Genomic DNA, 15,774 nt, shown 5'->3' with positions numbered 1-15,774 from the left:
GCTAGAACCTTTACTTAAGAAGCTCGTTAGTTTGACAATATGCGCTTCTGTTTCCCGCTCTAGGTTTTTCTAGGACGGGTTGCGTCCCTGCTCCACGGTTTACTGCGGTTGCTAGCTACTCTACGTGCAGTCATGGAATCCTTCGAGCCCGACGGCACTGGACTCACATGTAGCCTTGGAACCATATTCCATATTTCAACATAAGCAATTCTACGAAAACCTTAGTAAACCTTATTTATTGACAGTTGTAGAGTCCTTACTGAAGACCTATATTCAGTCTTGTGTGTTGTTACTGTCTCACGTAAAGCGGACCTGCGAGTAGTACGTTCTGTTTTATTAGTGATTGCTACTCATACTTCATGTGTCTCGTGAGGCGTGGATGGGGCGAAAGTCTTGCTACAGACTTCTTGAAAAGTTTTATCAAATTCTGTGATTAGTTTCTCTAGTACGTCTTGAGTTATTATTCCTTCAGCGAGGAGTTCATGGAATGCTTTAGTGTCTGTTAGTTTACAGCCCAAATCCCCTACTCTCACTAAATCTACTTCGAGATCTAAGTAGCGGATTCTGCCGGTATACAGTATTTCAGTGGGAGTATTGAAACTTATGTAAGCGCCTTTAAACTTGCCCTCCTTACTGAAATACTCGTGTTTTATGTGCCAGTCTCCCATCCTCATAGTCGTTAAGGCTATGTCTCCCACTTCTTTAGGGATATTGAGTCCATCATAAATCCCTTGAGTTTTTATCGTGCGTTTAAGTACTAGCGCCGGTACACGACTTTCTGGTACACAACTTATTACTCCCTTCATGAAAATCACTTTACCAGAAGTTTTCTTATGCTCTACTACAGCTTCTTTTCTTTCTTTCAACTCACTTAAGAACCACTTAAAGACTAGCTTGTCTTCCTCGTCTTTAGACACCTTAGCTGATAAAACGTCTAGGAGTCCCACGAGGTTACTGTCTCTCACGTCAAAGCTTTTGAAGAAGTGATGTAAGAATATTGTGGGACAGACTTCCTTCCTCACATTATCTAAAAATACTTTAGAGTTGTATGTGAGTTCATAGAATCTCGCAGACTCTCCCTCATACACTACCTCTAGTAGCGGTGCTTTCTGAACTTTCTTTACTAGCTCGTCGTATTTTCTTGTAAGTTCTTCTAGTTCACTCATTATGTCTAGCAGGTTTGCCTCGTCTGAGTTACTTCTCCATCTTATGCTATAGCCTTCTCGAACGTATTTTGCTGAAATATCTATTAATTCCGAGATTCTTCTCCTATTCCTTATGAAGTGACTGAAAGTGACGTTTGAACCTCTCCCTATTATCGCGTACTTACCAACTATTCTTACATTCTCTGATAATACTATCTTACTATCTTTGTTTGTGATTAACTTTATGGTCGTGACTGGGATCTCCCTATCTTGTGTGCATTCTTTATAGTCTACTAGTACTGCCTTACCCCACGGGCTCAGAGCTATGCATTCCCTGCCTTCATACCCTACTACACGGGTCTTGAACGTCGTATAGAGGCCTGTCAACGGCTTAAATACGAGCATGTCGGGTATGCTGGTTTCTAGTATTTCTGAAACTTTATTTATTGCTTCAGGAAACCCTATCAGCATTATTTGCGATAAGTTATCATTTTCTGTTTTGACTGTGACGTCGGCAGGCACCCCCCTATTCTCGCTTATCTTGAGTCTAGACGCTATAGATGGAGTCACGTCTACTAACTCTACTCCATTCTCGTTCAATATTTTAGAGATGGCAGTTGAGTATATTCCCCTGACGCGAACTCTCAAAAACATCTGGACTAACTACCTCTGTACTTAATTACTTCGTTACTTATTCTCAGGGCTTAGTCCTTTACAGTTGAGAGTACTGCTATAACGTTCCATATAGCGGTTCTCGCGTGCATCGGCATGTTAGGGTCTTGAGTTACCTCATCTAAAATACTTACGGCGTTTGCTGCTTTAACACCCGGAGTTAATGAAGGGTCTCTCAACATGTTTAGTGAGTTTATTGCTGCTCTCCTAATATTTCTTGGTATGCTTGAGTCGTTAACTATTTTTTCAAGCATTAGCATGGCTTGTCTTATTCTAGCCTCATTTAGTGTTTGTTTCTCGGTAGTGTTCGACACTCACGTCACCTCCAATCTAATAATGAAGAGTCCTAAAACTAAATAAATATGATTCTGGAAGTGTAAGAATCTCCACTCGATAGTTTCTCGAGGTCTTTAATCAGGCAACTTAAGATTCTCCTTTGTTTAGGAGTTCGGGTTAATAAGCTTTAATAGTTTTCAGAAACCGAAAAGCTTAAATAGAACCGTTTAATGATGAGTTAATGGGATCAAACATGTCAGCTCTTTACGGTATACCTGTGGTTATTCTTAAGGAGGGTACGCAGAGAACCTACGGTCGTGAGGCTCTGAGAAACAATATAATAGCGGCTAGAGCTCTGGCCGAGATACTAAAGACTAGCTTAGGTCCTAGAGGAATGGATAAGATGTTGGTTGATTCTTTTGGTGACGTGACAGTAACCAATGATGGTGCTGCTATAGTTAAGGAGATGGAGGTTCAGCACCCTGCTGCTAAGTTGCTTGTGGAGGTAGCTAAGGCTACTGACGCTGAAGTAGGTGACGGCACTACCTCAGCTGTTGTTCTCGCTGGTGAGTTGTTGGGTAAGGCTGAGACATTACTTGATCAAAACATACATCCGACGATAATAATTGAGGGTTACAAGAAGGCAGCCAGCATGGCTCTCGAGGTGCTTGATGAGCTTGGCGTGAAAATTAGCATAAGAGACTTAGAAACTCCTGAAGGTTTGGAAGCCTCTAAACGTGAGTTAAGGAACGTCGTTTACTCAGTGCTAGCTTCTAAGTATGTAGCTACTCCCGACATCATAGACTACATGATAGACTTGAGCATTGAGGCTGCCTTAAAAGTAGCTGAGAAAAAGCCTGACGGAACTTATGACGTAAGACTCGATAATGTCAAGATAGAGAAGAAGAAGGGGGCATCACTAGCTGAGACCAAGCTAATTAGTGGTATAGTGCTAGATAAGGAAGTTGTGCACCCCGGCATGCCTAAGAGAGTTGAGAAAGCTAAGATCGCCTTAATCGACGCACCACTAGAGATCGAGAAGCCAGACATTACTGCTAAAATAAACATAACTTCTCCAGACCAGATAAAGACTTTCTTAGATGAAGAGACTAGAGTCCTTAAGGACATGGTTGAGAAAATTGCTGCTACAGGTGCTAACGTTGTTATTTGTCAGAAGGGTATTGATGACGTAGCTCAGCACTTCCTAGCAAAGAAAGGAATACTAGCAGTAAGAAGAGTAAAAAGATCAGACATGGAAAAACTAGAGAGAGCAACAGGAGGGAGGATAGTAACTAGCATAAGAGACCTAACACCTAACGACTTAGGCTACGCAGAACTAGTAGAAGAGAGGAGAGTAGGTAATGAGAAGATGGTGTTTGTTGAGGGCTGCAAGAACCCGAAGGCAGTAACTATACTTATAAGAGGGTCTAGTGACATGATACTGGACGACACAGAGAGGTCGTTTAATGACGCATTACACTCACTACGCAACATACTTAAAGACCCCAAGATAGTTCCCGGTGGTGGTGCTGTAGAAGTAGAGCTGGCTCTCAGACTAAGAAAGAAGGCAGAAGAAGTTAGTGGTAAGGAGCAACTAGCTATCCAGGCTTTCGCAGACGCTCTAGAAGAGATAGCTTCTATACTAGCTCAGTCTGCCGGCATGGACCCACTACAGACTATAATGGAGTTGAGGAGGCTGCATAGTGAGGGCAAGATCAATGCAGGCATAGAAGTATTGGGTGGTAAGATAATAGAAGACATGACGACTACTAAGATCATAGACCCAGTCATAGTCAAGAAGCAAGTGATTAAGGCAGCTACAGAAGCAGCTACGGCGATACTGAAGGTTGATGACGTTATAGCAGCTACTCCTATGAAGAAAGAGGAGAAAGGTAAAGAAGGCAGGGAAGGAGTCGAGGGTCCTGAAGGCAAGTTCGGCGGTCTAGAGTAGTAAAGCACTATTCACATTATTTTTACTCTAAATTAAATATCCTTATTAAGATTTTTTCTAAGATAATATTAAGTCAAGTAGGTGTGAGTGCGTGAGCGAGAGGATAATTGACTACTTGAAAAAGATAGACCTTAAGACCAAGCCATACAAACTCACAAGGTATGAGAAAGCACGTATTGTGGCTGCTAGAGCCCTGCAACTTAGTTTAGGTGCTATACCATTAATAGATGTCAGCAACATAACGAAAGACCCTGTAGTAATAGCTATAGAAGAACTCAAGAGAGGCTTACTGCCTATGACAATTATCAGGAGGACTCCTGCCGGTGAGGTCGAGTTAATACCTGTGAGTAAACTTATTGAAGTGGAAAAGAAGTTGTTCAAGAGAGTTCACGGGTTAGAGGACTAGTCGATAGAATAGTGGTGTATAATGAGTAAAGAAGAATTAGAGGGTTTGATTTCTAAGTACTTCACTTACACGCCTACACACGAAGACGAGAATATTCTTGAGTACTTGGTTGAGGTATTGCCTGACTTAACTCTAGATGAAGCTTTTTCCAGGATATACGATGAGTTGGTACCTAGGGGTTATTCGGTAATAATGTTTAGTAGTAAGGGCATGAATTTCCTTAGAGTTAGTAAGAAGGCTGTAGAGTTCAAGAAGCCCTTAACGCAATTCTTGGTTCTATTTTTAGTTACTGTAGCTTCAGTAGCTGTGACAGGATACTTTACTATAAGCAACTTCAACTCTATAGCTGAAGAACTTAATAACCGCTTTAGTGCCGGAGTTCCTTTAATCGAACCTCTTATAGGGACCTTAAGTTTCTTAGTAAGTGTTTTAGCTCCTTTAATGTGTCATGAGTTAGGTCACTACGTAGTGAGTAGGCGTGCCGGCATCCCAGTAACTTACCCGCTACCTATACCGGCGCCGCTAATATCGCCTATAGGCACTTTCGGAGCCTTCATAAGATCGCATCACCCGCCTAAAGACTTAAAGAGGCTTGCTCTAGTAGGTGTTTCAGGTCCTCTAGCAGGAGTCACACTTTCTGCAACCCTCTATATTTTCTCTTATCTCACATCCCCGAGAATCCCGCAAGAGATCGCGTTAAGTGCTTTAAAGGCTGACTTAATTAGTGAGATCAGAGTTATACCTCTGATAACCTTATTCATAGATAGTCTCGTAGGAACTAAGGAAGTAGTTCTTTTAAATCCTATTGCTATGGCTGCTTGGTTTCTTCTACTAGTTCATTTCGCTAATTTGTTGCCTATAGGGCAGTTAGATGGTGGGCATGTTGTTCGTTCATTAACGAACGTCAAAACACACTCAATACTGTCTCACATGATCATAGCTGTAAGCATACTCATATCTTTTATTCAGCCCAACTTACTCTGGCTAGGTATTTTCAGTGTGTTAGCGTGGCTTATCTCTGGTAGGAACCCACACTACGGGGTAGCCAACTTAAACTCAAGACTAGAATTGAGAGATAAATGGTTTTTTAGTTTTTTGTATGCCTTCTTACTCTTGCTTACCCTACCAGTAGTAGCCTAAAAGAATTCGCTCTGAACTGCTGCCTGTAAGTCTTATTTTATGTTCTCGCGTTATAGCTTGTTTAGGTTTGTGAACTAGTGAGTTGTAGTAGCCCTCCTCTAGGAGCATTAGGTAAGCCTTCATTCCTATAAATTTCTCTTGGTTTTAGATTATAGTTCAGGATAGAGTTGAGAGATAGCGAGTACGTTTTGGTAATTGCTGAGAAACCTAAGGCTGCTGATAAAATAGCTGCAGCTCTAAACCTGAGTATTAAGAAGGTGATAAACGGTGTTAGGGTTTGGAGTGGTTTCTTTAACGGTCGTAGGTTTCTAGTAGCTCCTGCAGTAGGTCACTTATTCTCTCTTGATACTGAAGAGAGCGGTTTTCCGGTTTTTACTTATAAGTGGGTTCCTAGGTGGCTAGTTGAAAAAGAGAGCAAGTACGCGCGCAAATACTACGAGGTTTTGAAGAGTCTAGCTAGAGACGCTAGCGAGTACGTTAATGCTTGCGACTACGATATTGAGGGGTCAGTTATAGGTTACTTAATAATCAAGAATTTCGGTGACTTAAGCAGGTCCAGGAGAGCTAAGTTCTCTTCTTTAACTCAGGAAGAATTAGTGAGCGCTTTCAAGAATCTTCAGCCGCTAGACGTGAAGATGGTTGAGGCGGGCTTGTGCAGGCACGAGATAGACTGGATATGGGGTATTAACGTGAGTAGAGCTCTAATGAGCTTCTACAAGAAAGTCTTCAGCAGCTTTAAGGTCTTGAGTGCTGGCAGAGTCCAGACACCGACTCTGATAGAAGTTTTTAAGAAGCATGTTGAGAGAGAATCTTTTGTTCCTGAGGTAAGATTTAGTATTTCTATGAAGTTGAAGATTGGAGATGGAGAGCTGAACGTGAGAAGTGACTTCGGCAAAGATCTTAGTGAGGAAGAAGCTAATAGTTTGAGGCTCGCTATTAAGAGAGCCGGCAAAGCTAGGGTAGTGAACGTTAAGTCTAGGATTGAAGTCCTGAGACCGCCACCTCCCTTCAACTTGCCAGACCTGCAGTATGAGGCCTACAGAATAGCTAAGATTTCTCCTGCTGAGACTCTCAACATAGCTGAGTCTCTATACTTAGATCAACTCATAAGCTATCCTAGAACAAACTCACAGAAACTACCTAAAACGCTTAACCACAGAACGATACTGAAGAACTTATCTGCTTTACAGACCTACAAAGAATACGTTAGTGAACTGCTTAAGAAGCCTTCGCTGATACCTGTGGAGGGGGTTAAAGAAGACCCAGCACATCCCGCGATACACCCTACTGGGTACTTACCTAGAGAGACTCTTAAGGATAAGGAGCGGATAATTTATGACTTAATAGTTAGGAGGTACCTAGCCTCATTAAGTGATGAAGCACAACTCAGAATATCAACTTATGTTTTAAAAGTGCTTGATTTAGAGTTAGTGATCACTTCTCAGGAACTAGTGAGAGAGAATTGGCTAAGAATATACAACTACAAAAAAGTGAGTACTACAAAGAAGTTTTTCTTAAGATTAGGTGAGGAAGTGCCGATACTTGACGTAAGGGTAGTTAAGACTTTCAGTAAGCCTCCAGCTACTTACACTAAATCATCTTTGCTTGAGTGGATGGAGAAGTCAGGAATCGGTACTGAAGCTACTAGAGCTGAAATAATTGAGACTCTATTTAAGCGCGGATACCTTAAACAAACAGCTTCAGGGATTGACATTACTGAATTAGGCAGTGTTGTTTCTACTATATCAGCAAATCTATTCTCTGAGCTTTCAAGTGTCCAACTAACACGTGAGGTGGAAGAAAAACTTAATAAGATAATCGTAGGTGAGACCACCAGAGAGGAAGTGGTAAAAGAAGTTATATCAGTGTTGAGACCTAAATTAGTTAATGTTAAGAAACTTCTAGAAAGCAATGAGTCTATTAGCGAGCTAAGGAGGTTAGCAGGCCTCAATGACGGTAACTCCGTGTGTGTTCTCTGTCAGAGGCTTGGGGAATTTGCCTACGATGGCTTAAGATTATGCAGGTTTCACGGAAGAGCATACGAAGAACTAAAGAATGCCTATAAGTTGTGGAGCAGGAAAACAAAGATTTCTTTTATCGAGTTCCTTAATAAGGTCTTAACACTCAGGTCTAGCGGTAGGTACGTCAAGGAAGTAGCTGAATTCTTGCTGACTAAGAAGTGAGTTCTTGATCTACTAATGTCTATTTTGTCCAGCCCCTCATTAAGAGAGTTAGATACCCGACTCCAGGTATTTTGATGACTGAGTTCCCAATACTTAATACCTTACCTGCTATTAGTTCTTTGGGAATGCACCCGTCAGGTATCGGGTTGTTGTCGCCCTTAATGAGGTAACAGTTACTGCGGACTTCTATTACTCTATGTATTACGTAACTCCCTCTACTCTCATATATTACTACGTCACCTACTCTTATCTCGCTAGACTTATAGACTACCACTACGTCCCCGGTCCAGAGCAGAGGCTCCATAGATTTACCTTCTACCACCGCCAGCGTGAGCGTGCCGGTCAGTGTTAGCGTCAAGACAACTATGAAAGCTAGTGCTATAGTTATGTCGACAACTTGGCTGAGTCTCATTATTCTTCCTCCAGTATGTCGGAGATATCTACTTCTATTACCTTACCTTCTCTTTTCTCGCGAGGAACCTCATCTCTCTTCTTAGTTTTCTTTCCTTCGCCAAAAGATACCTCGCCCTCAGGACCTACCTTAATAGCTGACACCTTACCTTTCCAGCTATGACCACATGATGAGCACTTAAAACTTCCTAAGACAGTTATGGTTATCCTCCCGTAAGCGTCTGGCAAAGGACTTATGACTTGCCAAGTTCTCTCAGGACTTACGTCAGCTCCGCAGTTGGGACACTTAACCACTTTAAACACCTAAGTCATGAATCTCTTAATATTTATATATTTGAGGTAAGTGCTTGTCGTAGGTGCTATTTAGATTCTCGCCTCTTGATTATTGCTTCTCGCTGCATACACTATAGATAAACTCGTCGAGACACTTACTCAAGACTTGAAAGTCTATTATTTTAGGGTCTTTTCTTTCAGTCCACAAGTATATCTTTAGGTTTGGTTCTTTTCTAGTTTTGTAGAGACGTACTACTGTCTCGGATATAGACGCGTTCTGTAAGTATGCTTCCCTACCAATATAGGTGCTAGTCCTGATCACTGTTACTCCGTGCTTCCTGAACCAGAGTAGCTCGTTCCACAAGTGTGTGAAGTATTTTCCAGGTTTCTCAGCGCCATGGATGCGTGAAGGTATGTCTATCCTATTAAGGATGAGGATTTTAGGCTGGTATAGTCTCACTAACTCTATCTCGTACGTATATAGTTCTTCTAGACTCATCGTGGCTGGGTTGACGTACTTGACGCTAACTAACTCTTTAGTTAATTTCTCGATTATTTCGCGGCTTTTCAGCAGTCTTTTTGCCGCGTAATCTGCTAGTGAGTCTATGAATGTGTAAGTTGGTTTAGCATAATCTATTATCAGAGTCTTGAGCTTGTGTTTTAGTGCTAAAGACAGACTTATTAATCCAGGTATGTAAGCTTCGGTTGAGCGAGCGTCAGCAGGCATTACTACGTACATTGTTGACCCAGCGTTTACAGGCCCTAACATCTCGTTAAGTTCTCTACAAGGATACTCGTAACTTACTCCACGCACTACTGGTGGGGGTTCCTCAAGTTGTGGTGGGAGAAAAGAACGTATGCCTAATCCCTCAACTACTTTGAAGGGCACCTCACCGATACTTACTGGTGCTTCCCTGGCTTTCCTTACCTCCATAAACCTTGTTATCAGGCCTCTCTCCATGTATTGCTTCAGAAGTAGCACTACGTCTGACACGAACTCCACATCACCTAAGTCTAAGGTTTCTTTACCTATAGGGATCTCAGCTACTAAAACAACTAGAGATTTCTCGAGTTTCGCGAGGTTATAGAAGAAGTTCTGGAGTAGTGCCCTGGTTTCAGAATTCTTCTCTATCAACTTGCTTAAGGGTGTGAAGCTATCTACTACTAACACTTTATACTTGCTTGAGTAAGTGCTTAATTCATTAATAAGCGTATTAATTAACTCAGGATCTATTATTATCGGTACTCTGTAATACTTGAATAAGTCTTTAGACTCTAACTCACTGAAGTCCATGTTAAAGTCTTTCATATGCCTGAAAAAGACCTCCTTAGTTTCTTGTAGAGAGATGTAAAGACATGGAACGCCCCTAACAGCGTTAGAGTAGCAGATAGTTGAAGCGAGTAGAGTCTTGCCAGCGCCAGGATTTCCGGCGATAAGTATTAAAGCTCCATACTCTAAGAGTTTTCCTAAGAGAATGTCTAGACTTTCAACACCTAAAACAAACTTAGGATTTTCTGAAATAGGACCTCACCACTTATTTTCTTCCCTATGCTTCAAGACATATATATTAGTTGAGGTAAATAAACGTAGATAGAGCTCTAACACAAGATAATATGCTAGTGTACTTTCAGTACATACATACACTACTTACATAGTGTAAGTACTCTCTATGCACAACCTTTAATATATCAGAAAACCCTCTCTAATTTGCAGGTAATGTAATATGGAAACACGTAAGTTACTAACTATAGGTGCCTTAACAATATTAGTGCTTGCTTTAGGGACAGCGTTAGCTATGTGGTCTGAGACACTAATGATAAACACAACAGTCAACACAGGCGAAGTAGATGTTAAGTGGTCGGAATGGTGGTGTAGTGACGAGGGGGCAGACCCTCAGGGAGAAGGCTATAGTAACGAGGAGGGCAAAGACGTGGCTTCATGCAACGTTGAGGTAGAAGTAGTAGATGAGGAAGGAGACGCTATTAAATTACTCGTAACGATTGATAATGCTTATCCTGGATACGCGGTTGACGTGTATCTATACGTAGACAACGTAGGTACTATTCCAGTTAAGCTCTATAATTATATGATTGATATTCCGGAGGACACGCCACTATACGTGAATTTACTAATACCAGAAGATACTCAAATAGACCCTGAAGGTTATGGTGAATATATTCTACATATTGAGGTTCTTCAAGAAGCTGAAGAAAACTCTACGTACGGATTCGAAGTGACTTTAGTATTCGCTCAGTGGAATGAAGTAATGAGTGACTAACGATAGCTAAAGGTGCTGATAATGAAAGGAATTATTAAGCAGTTAGGGATTGTGGCTTTAATCGGCGTGGCTCTAGTAGCGTTAGCTATGTGGTCTGAGACACTAATGATAAACACAACAGTCAACACAGGCGAACTCGACTGGGAATTCGTTCCAGGTTCAGTGATATACTTAGACGCGTGCGGTCTGGAGCCAGGTTACGGAGTTTTCAAAGGCAATGACTGGAACGCATCTTATTATCCAATGCCTGGAGCCCTGCAGCTAGATAAGGATGTAGGATGCACTAACGTAACTCTACTAGATACTGACGGGGATGGAGATCTTGACACTATGGAAGTAACCTTAAACAACGTTTATCCCTGGTATTACACACATATAGCGTTTAAAGTACATAATGACGGCACGATACCTCTTAAAATCTGGAGAGTAGTGATAAATGGTGTAGCATACTACGAGTTAAACGAGCAAGAACTACAACAAGGAGTTGAGCTAGATCTTAACGATGATGGAGAGCCTGACGTTACTGTCTGGTGGGGTGATAACTTCGGAGTACAGTTACATCCTTGCCAGTCAGCAGATATAAGCTTTGACTTAACAGTGCTTCAGCCAGCCCCTGAAAGTGCTTCACTAACTATATACATAAGTTTCGAAGCGATCCAGTGGAACGAGTATTCCGAGAGCTATCCAACACCTACTACTCCTGTTAGTTAGCAAGTAAGCATTAGTTAAGGCGTGATGAAAGAGTAAAAGTTTTTTATTTGAAAACTATATAATTATAGTAATGAATCTATGGTGTCAATTGATGTTTAATCGGTATTTTTTACTAGTTTTTTCTCTGGCTCTTATCTTATTTGCTTATTTTTATCCTCTTTTCCTGCCTTGGGGTGGGTTACTCTACTACGTGATACCATCAGTAGTTGGTTTACTTTTGGTAGGGCTTCTCTTTAACGAGGTTTTAAGTATTAAGACCTTATTTGGAGAGAGTCTCACGCCAATTGTTTTGCTGTTTTTAGCTGTGAGTATAGCGAGTGATGTTGTTTTGGGATTGTTAAATGGTTTTGGACGAAACCCGTTAACACTTACTCAATCTCTTGTTGTACTCAACTTAGTTAGGGAGGTTCCGAGAGTTCTTGGAGTAGAGTTTCTCAGAGGTTATCTTCTAGGGAATTCAAGGAGAGTTAGGACATCACTTGTATTAACTTCACTCTTTTTTACTTTCTTGAGTTTCACTTATACCAGGTACTTGAATATGATTACGTCTAGTTACTCTAGCTCTGTTAATTTCATCATGAGGAGCTTTGTGCCTCTCTTCCTCAGTAACTTGCTAGTTGGTTACTTGTTTATTTTAGGAGGTATAAAGAATAGCCTTATTTACTCTATGTTCACGAGACTATATATCTACTTAATGCCCTTGCTCCCGAACGTATCAAGCGGTATGTTAGCCGTCGTAAACGTTGTTCAGGTGTTCGTATTTTTCGTTATTCTTGAGATAACGTACTCGGGAGAGAGCGAGACAAAGAAGATCACACTCTCTTCTAAGTTACTGAGTTTCGTGTTCTTTTCTTTACTGCTTGCAGTCTTGGTATCTATGATAATCGGTTATAGGGCTCTCGTAGTTGTTAGTGGTAGTATGAGTCCCGCATTAAACGTGGGTGACGTGGCAGTGATTAACACGAGAGTCAGTCCGTCGGACGTGGTAGAGGGTGACGTGATAGCGTTCTACCTGAGCAGGGACATAATCATACATAGGGTTGTAAGAGTGCTTAACACTAGCTCAGGAATAAAGTACTTAACTAAGGGAGACGCTAACGAGAATCCAGATCCATTCAGAGTATCGCAGAGCGCATTACTGGGGAAGTACGTCTTTAAGATACCTTTAGTAGGGTATTTATGGATATACTTAATGCAAATATTAATAAATTATCAGAACTTGATAATTACGGTGACGTTACTCATGACTGCTGGCTTATTAAGAAATTCGCTTAGGTGGTTTGTATTTGTTGAAGATTAAATCTCTTATCGAGAAGCAGAGTAGGGCCTTCACATATTTCTTAATCACTATCTTAAGCATCACCTTATTACTCTCCTTGAACGGTTTAGTTGTCTCGTATAGCATTCCTGACAAGATTGTTGAGGAGATAGTCATAGCTACAGTTGCTCAAAAGATAGACTTGAATTACGTAGTCTTCGTTAAGAGTTCAATCATTTACGACAACAGAACAGTTCTTAAGCCGGGTGAGACAATATATACTAAATTCTTTGAGGGCCTCAATATCACGCATGAGCTTAAGTTAAGTTCTAGTAAGGAGTTACAGAATGTTGGGGGTACGTACGAGGTATACGTTAACATATCTTCACCGATCTGGTTTAAAGAGATATTAGTTGATTCAGGTGATGTGAGAGAATTACTGAGGACTAGGAGTCTCTACCTGAACTTCACTTACCTGAGAGATTACATAAGTAGGGTCGAGAGAGAGGTAGGTAGTAGTAGAGCATACACGATAGTCATAGTTTTTCGTGCTCGTACAGACGTCAAATTAGTGAATGTTAGTAAGTCTTACACACTAACGTCAACTTCTAAGTTAGAAGTATACTACGATACTGGAAAGCCTTTCATTGACGTCCGCGTCAGTAGTCCAGAGTCTAAGTATGTAGACAGCTATAAACAAACTAGAGTTGCTGAAGTAGCTCTATTGTGGGTTAGCGTAGACATCATAACGTATAGGGTCTTAACTGTAATCACTTCAATAACTTCTGCGGGCGGGTTAGCCATCGCGATAATAGTGATTACCCGAAGTAGCTCAAGTAAGAGAATACCGGCGTTACTTGAGAGCAAGTATAGAGACCTAATAATTACTGGGGAACTAGAGCAAATCAGGCACGTCGCTGTAGTAATTCGTGTTAAGAATTTTACAGACTTAGTTAAAGTAGCTACTATGAGGAGAAAACCTATAGTAAGACTAAGTAGTAAGACTAAATTCGCTGTAGTAGATGGAGACGTGACTTACCTGTACGAGGAAATTGATAAATCAACTAAATGAATTATTTCGATAAAAACACACGATTAAATAATTATCCTATACTGAGTGTCTAAACTTCTTAATAAGCTAACTATCCTAAGAGTTAAGTCTTCTAAATCTTCGCGTTCATTATATGTGTAGAGTCTTAACGAAGCAGCTCTCCCTAAATCGTTAAGTATCTCTATTACTCTATCATATAGTCTTGAGGGAATAACGCCTAGCACTTCATCACCATCTATTCTCGCGTTAACGTAACTAAGTATTAACTCAGACAGAGTCTCCTTAGTTGTTGAATCACTATCAACTATTACTACGTGTAATCTCTTATTATTCAATTCATAAGTGTTTACAGTCACTCGTTTTTCTAAATACATATTCTTAACTAAGTCTGAGAGCCTCTTAGGGCGATGATTATTTATATCTTCCCTAATTTTCCTCAACTTATAAAGGAATTCTCTCCCTCTAGCTGTGAGTACGTAAAACTTCTTCCCATTAATGCAAACCTCAGATATTAAGTTCTTTTTTAATAGAAAATCTAAGTACTTCTCTAGAGACTTTGAGTTTAGGTTTGAAGCATAGAGAATCCTAGTCTTCAAAGACCTACCCTTACTTTCCATATGATTGAGGATCCTGTAGATTATCTCATAAGATACTAAACTCTCTCTATCCTCATTATAAGCAGACATTGTCAAACCACTATTAGTATGTACTTACAAAACTTATAAATATTATGTATTAGGTATACATAATATTTAAAGATCGAGTTTTTGATTTTTGCTATGTTAACTTCATCTACCTGATCAATTAACTAGTTTATTTTTAATTTAATTAATTAGCTTTTAAACTTGTAAAGCATGATCTCAATATTTCTAGTATTTCAGAAGGTTAATTAATGTCTTTACAACCTGAAAGCCTGTTCTTTAGGCGGGGGATGGTATGGTAAGGTTTATAAGCTATCCTCTATATATCGAGAAAACGAGAACCATATTCCCGAATCCCACACTATGCGGGATAGGGGTAACGCGCCTGAGACCGGGCGCGGAGCTGAACCCAGCAGAAGCCGGGAATGTAGCTCTAAACCTCCCCGAAACCCTCGCACTTCAGAGCGGGGAGGAGGTCAGATCTAGGAGTCTTTCTTCGAAACCAATTAAAGATTATATTATGATAAGTCGTAATATAGTGCTGCAGTCATTACGGCTAGCAAGTAAGCTAGTATCGTTGAGAATATTATTATTCCGATGTATGTGTTAAGCAGTATCGTGTACATGCCGGTTATAGAGAGTGCGTAGCTCATTATAGCTATTCTCAATACTGCTTGCTTAGGTGTTAAGCTTCTCGTCACCTTCATTAAGGCTCTCAGTAGCTTATTATTCTTTAACCTCCTATAACTCACGAATTTACTTACTTCTTGCTTGCCTAACTCGGTAAGTGAATAGTATGTGGTGTCGCTCCCTGCAGACTTCTTTAGTAGTCCGAGACACCCTTCTTTCTTACAACAGAAGAGTTCTAAGTGTTCAGAGAGTGTCTGCTCAGAAGTCTTAAGGATCTTTGCGAGCTTCCTAACATCTACCTTATCAGAATCTGTGAGTGCTAGAATTAACATGACGTCGTGAACGTATTTGAAAGTAACTAAGTTCCTCGCCATAGCGTTGAAGTTGTTCGTGCTTAGACTAGTCTGCTGGAGTCCCCTAAACTCACTATCTGTTATGATCTTCAGCAACTTCTCAATAAACTCACTACCTAACGGAGTGAGTTTATACCCGCCATCATTTGTTCTCTCAACGAGTTCTTTACTAGTCAGCTTGTTGAGTGCGTCATAAACAGTCTTGAGCTTCATGTTGAGAGCTTGCGCGATTTCTCTGGCTGTAAGATTTTTTCTAGAGCTACTCAAGTATAATATGATCTCTAACTGAGCCGTAGACTTAGCAAAGTCTAGCATAGTATCTAGTTCTTTTATGAGCTCTATCTTCTTATGCATTAGCTCTCTGTCACTCACGTAAGTAGAATACATCTAAACC

General features: G+C 40.6%; 15 protein-coding genes. 8 read left to right on the top strand and 7 right to left on the bottom strand.

The genetic code is table 11. The features are described from left to right. Positions 1–350: 350 nt before the first annotated feature. Both QXL29_05605 and QXL29_05600 read right to left on the bottom strand, forming a co-directional pair. Positions 351–1,799 carry a DUF402 domain-containing protein gene (locus QXL29_05605; protein MEM2284068.1) on the bottom strand — a complete coding sequence of 483 codons (1,449 nt, stop codon included), beginning with the start codon at positions 1,797–1,799 and terminating at the stop codon, positions 351–353. Positions 1,800–1,849: 50 nt separating this feature from the next. Beyond that, a complete protein-coding gene (locus QXL29_05600) occupies positions 1,850–2,131 on the bottom strand; it encodes a UPF0147 family protein (GenBank protein ID MEM2284067.1) in 282 nt (93 codons plus the stop codon). A gap of 203 nt (positions 2,132–2,334) precedes the next feature. On the opposite strand from QXL29_05600, the gene thsA reads away from it, so the two are divergent. The 4 genes from thsA (at position 2,335) to QXL29_05580 (ending at position 7,773) form a co-directional block, all read left to right on the top strand. Further along, positions 2,335–4,044, top strand: a complete 1,710-nt coding sequence (thsA, locus tag QXL29_05595; GenBank protein ID MEM2284066.1) for a thermosome subunit alpha — start codon at positions 2,335–2,337, stop codon at positions 4,042–4,044. 91 nt (positions 4,045–4,135) lie between these two features. Continuing rightward, a complete protein-coding gene (locus tag QXL29_05590) occupies positions 4,136–4,450 on the top strand; it encodes a DNA-directed RNA polymerase subunit K (protein ID MEM2284065.1) in 315 nt (104 codons plus the stop codon). A gap of 21 nt (positions 4,451–4,471) precedes the next feature. Beyond that, positions 4,472–5,590 carry a site-2 protease family protein gene (locus QXL29_05585; protein MEM2284064.1) on the top strand — a complete coding sequence of 373 codons (1,119 nt, stop codon included), beginning with the start codon at positions 4,472–4,474 and terminating at the stop codon, positions 5,588–5,590. Between the two features lie 167 nt (positions 5,591–5,757). Continuing rightward, positions 5,758–7,773: a DNA topoisomerase I gene (locus tag QXL29_05580; protein ID MEM2284063.1), complete on the top strand. Its 2,016-nt coding sequence runs from the start codon at positions 5,758–5,760 to the stop codon at positions 7,771–7,773. 19 nt (positions 7,774–7,792) lie between these two features. Here the strand turns inward: QXL29_05580 and QXL29_05575 are convergent, their stop codons facing one another. The 3 genes from QXL29_05575 to QXL29_05565 all read right to left on the bottom strand — a co-directional run bounded on the left by QXL29_05575 (position 7,793) and on the right by QXL29_05565 (position 9,979). Beyond that, complete coding sequence (locus QXL29_05575) at positions 7,793–8,185, bottom strand: signal peptidase I (protein ID MEM2284062.1); 393 nt, start codon at positions 8,183–8,185, stop codon at positions 7,793–7,795. Then, positions 8,185–8,478, bottom strand: a complete 294-nt coding sequence (locus QXL29_05570) for a chromatin protein Cren7 (GenBank protein ID MEM2284061.1) — start codon at positions 8,476–8,478, stop codon at positions 8,185–8,187. The genes QXL29_05575 and QXL29_05570 overlap by 1 nt, the downstream gene beginning before the upstream one ends. Before the next feature lie 88 nt (positions 8,479–8,566). Continuing rightward, a complete protein-coding gene (locus tag QXL29_05565) occupies positions 8,567–9,979 on the bottom strand; it encodes an ATPase domain-containing protein (GenBank protein MEM2284060.1) in 1,413 nt (470 codons plus the stop codon). A 202-nt stretch (positions 9,980–10,181) separates the two neighbouring features. Here QXL29_05565 and QXL29_05560 point away from each other — a divergent pair, with 202 nt between their 5' ends. The 4 genes from QXL29_05560 (at position 10,182) to QXL29_05545 (ending at position 13,777) form a co-directional block, all read left to right on the top strand. Then, on the top strand, positions 10,182–10,736 hold the full coding sequence (locus QXL29_05560) for a hypothetical protein (GenBank protein ID MEM2284059.1): 555 nt from the start codon (positions 10,182–10,184) through the stop codon (positions 10,734–10,736). Between the two features lie 21 nt (positions 10,737–10,757). Continuing rightward, complete coding sequence (locus QXL29_05555; protein MEM2284058.1) at positions 10,758–11,447, top strand: hypothetical protein; 690 nt, start codon at positions 10,758–10,760, stop codon at positions 11,445–11,447. Between the two features lie 91 nt (positions 11,448–11,538). Continuing rightward, a complete protein-coding gene (locus tag QXL29_05550) occupies positions 11,539–12,747 on the top strand; it encodes a signal peptidase I (GenBank protein MEM2284057.1) in 1,209 nt (402 codons plus the stop codon). Continuing rightward, positions 12,737–13,777 carry a DUF5305 family protein gene (locus tag QXL29_05545; GenBank protein MEM2284056.1) on the top strand — a complete coding sequence of 347 codons (1,041 nt, stop codon included), beginning with the start codon at positions 12,737–12,739 and terminating at the stop codon, positions 13,775–13,777. The genes QXL29_05550 and QXL29_05545 overlap by 11 nt, the downstream gene beginning before the upstream one ends. A 23-nt stretch (positions 13,778–13,800) precedes the next feature. Here the strand turns inward: QXL29_05545 and QXL29_05540 are convergent, their stop codons facing one another. Further along, the gene (locus tag QXL29_05540; protein MEM2284055.1) at positions 13,801–14,442 is read right to left on the bottom strand and encodes a winged helix-turn-helix domain-containing protein; all 642 of its coding nucleotides are present in this window, start codon (positions 14,440–14,442) and stop codon (positions 13,801–13,803) included. Positions 14,443–14,915: 473 nt separating this feature from the next. Further along, positions 14,916–15,767: a helix-turn-helix domain-containing protein gene (locus QXL29_05535; GenBank protein ID MEM2284054.1), complete on the bottom strand. Its 852-nt coding sequence runs from the start codon at positions 15,765–15,767 to the stop codon at positions 14,916–14,918. Positions 15,768–15,774 lie beyond the last annotated feature (7 nt).

The organism is Zestosphaera sp. (genome assembly GCA_038843015.1).
In the GTDB taxonomy this organism is placed as follows: Archaea; Thermoproteota; Thermoprotei_A; order Sulfolobales; family NBVN01; genus Zestomicrobium.
The sequence above is the reverse complement of the archived record's forward strand: the minus strand, read 5'-3'. Positions and strand labels throughout refer to the sequence as shown.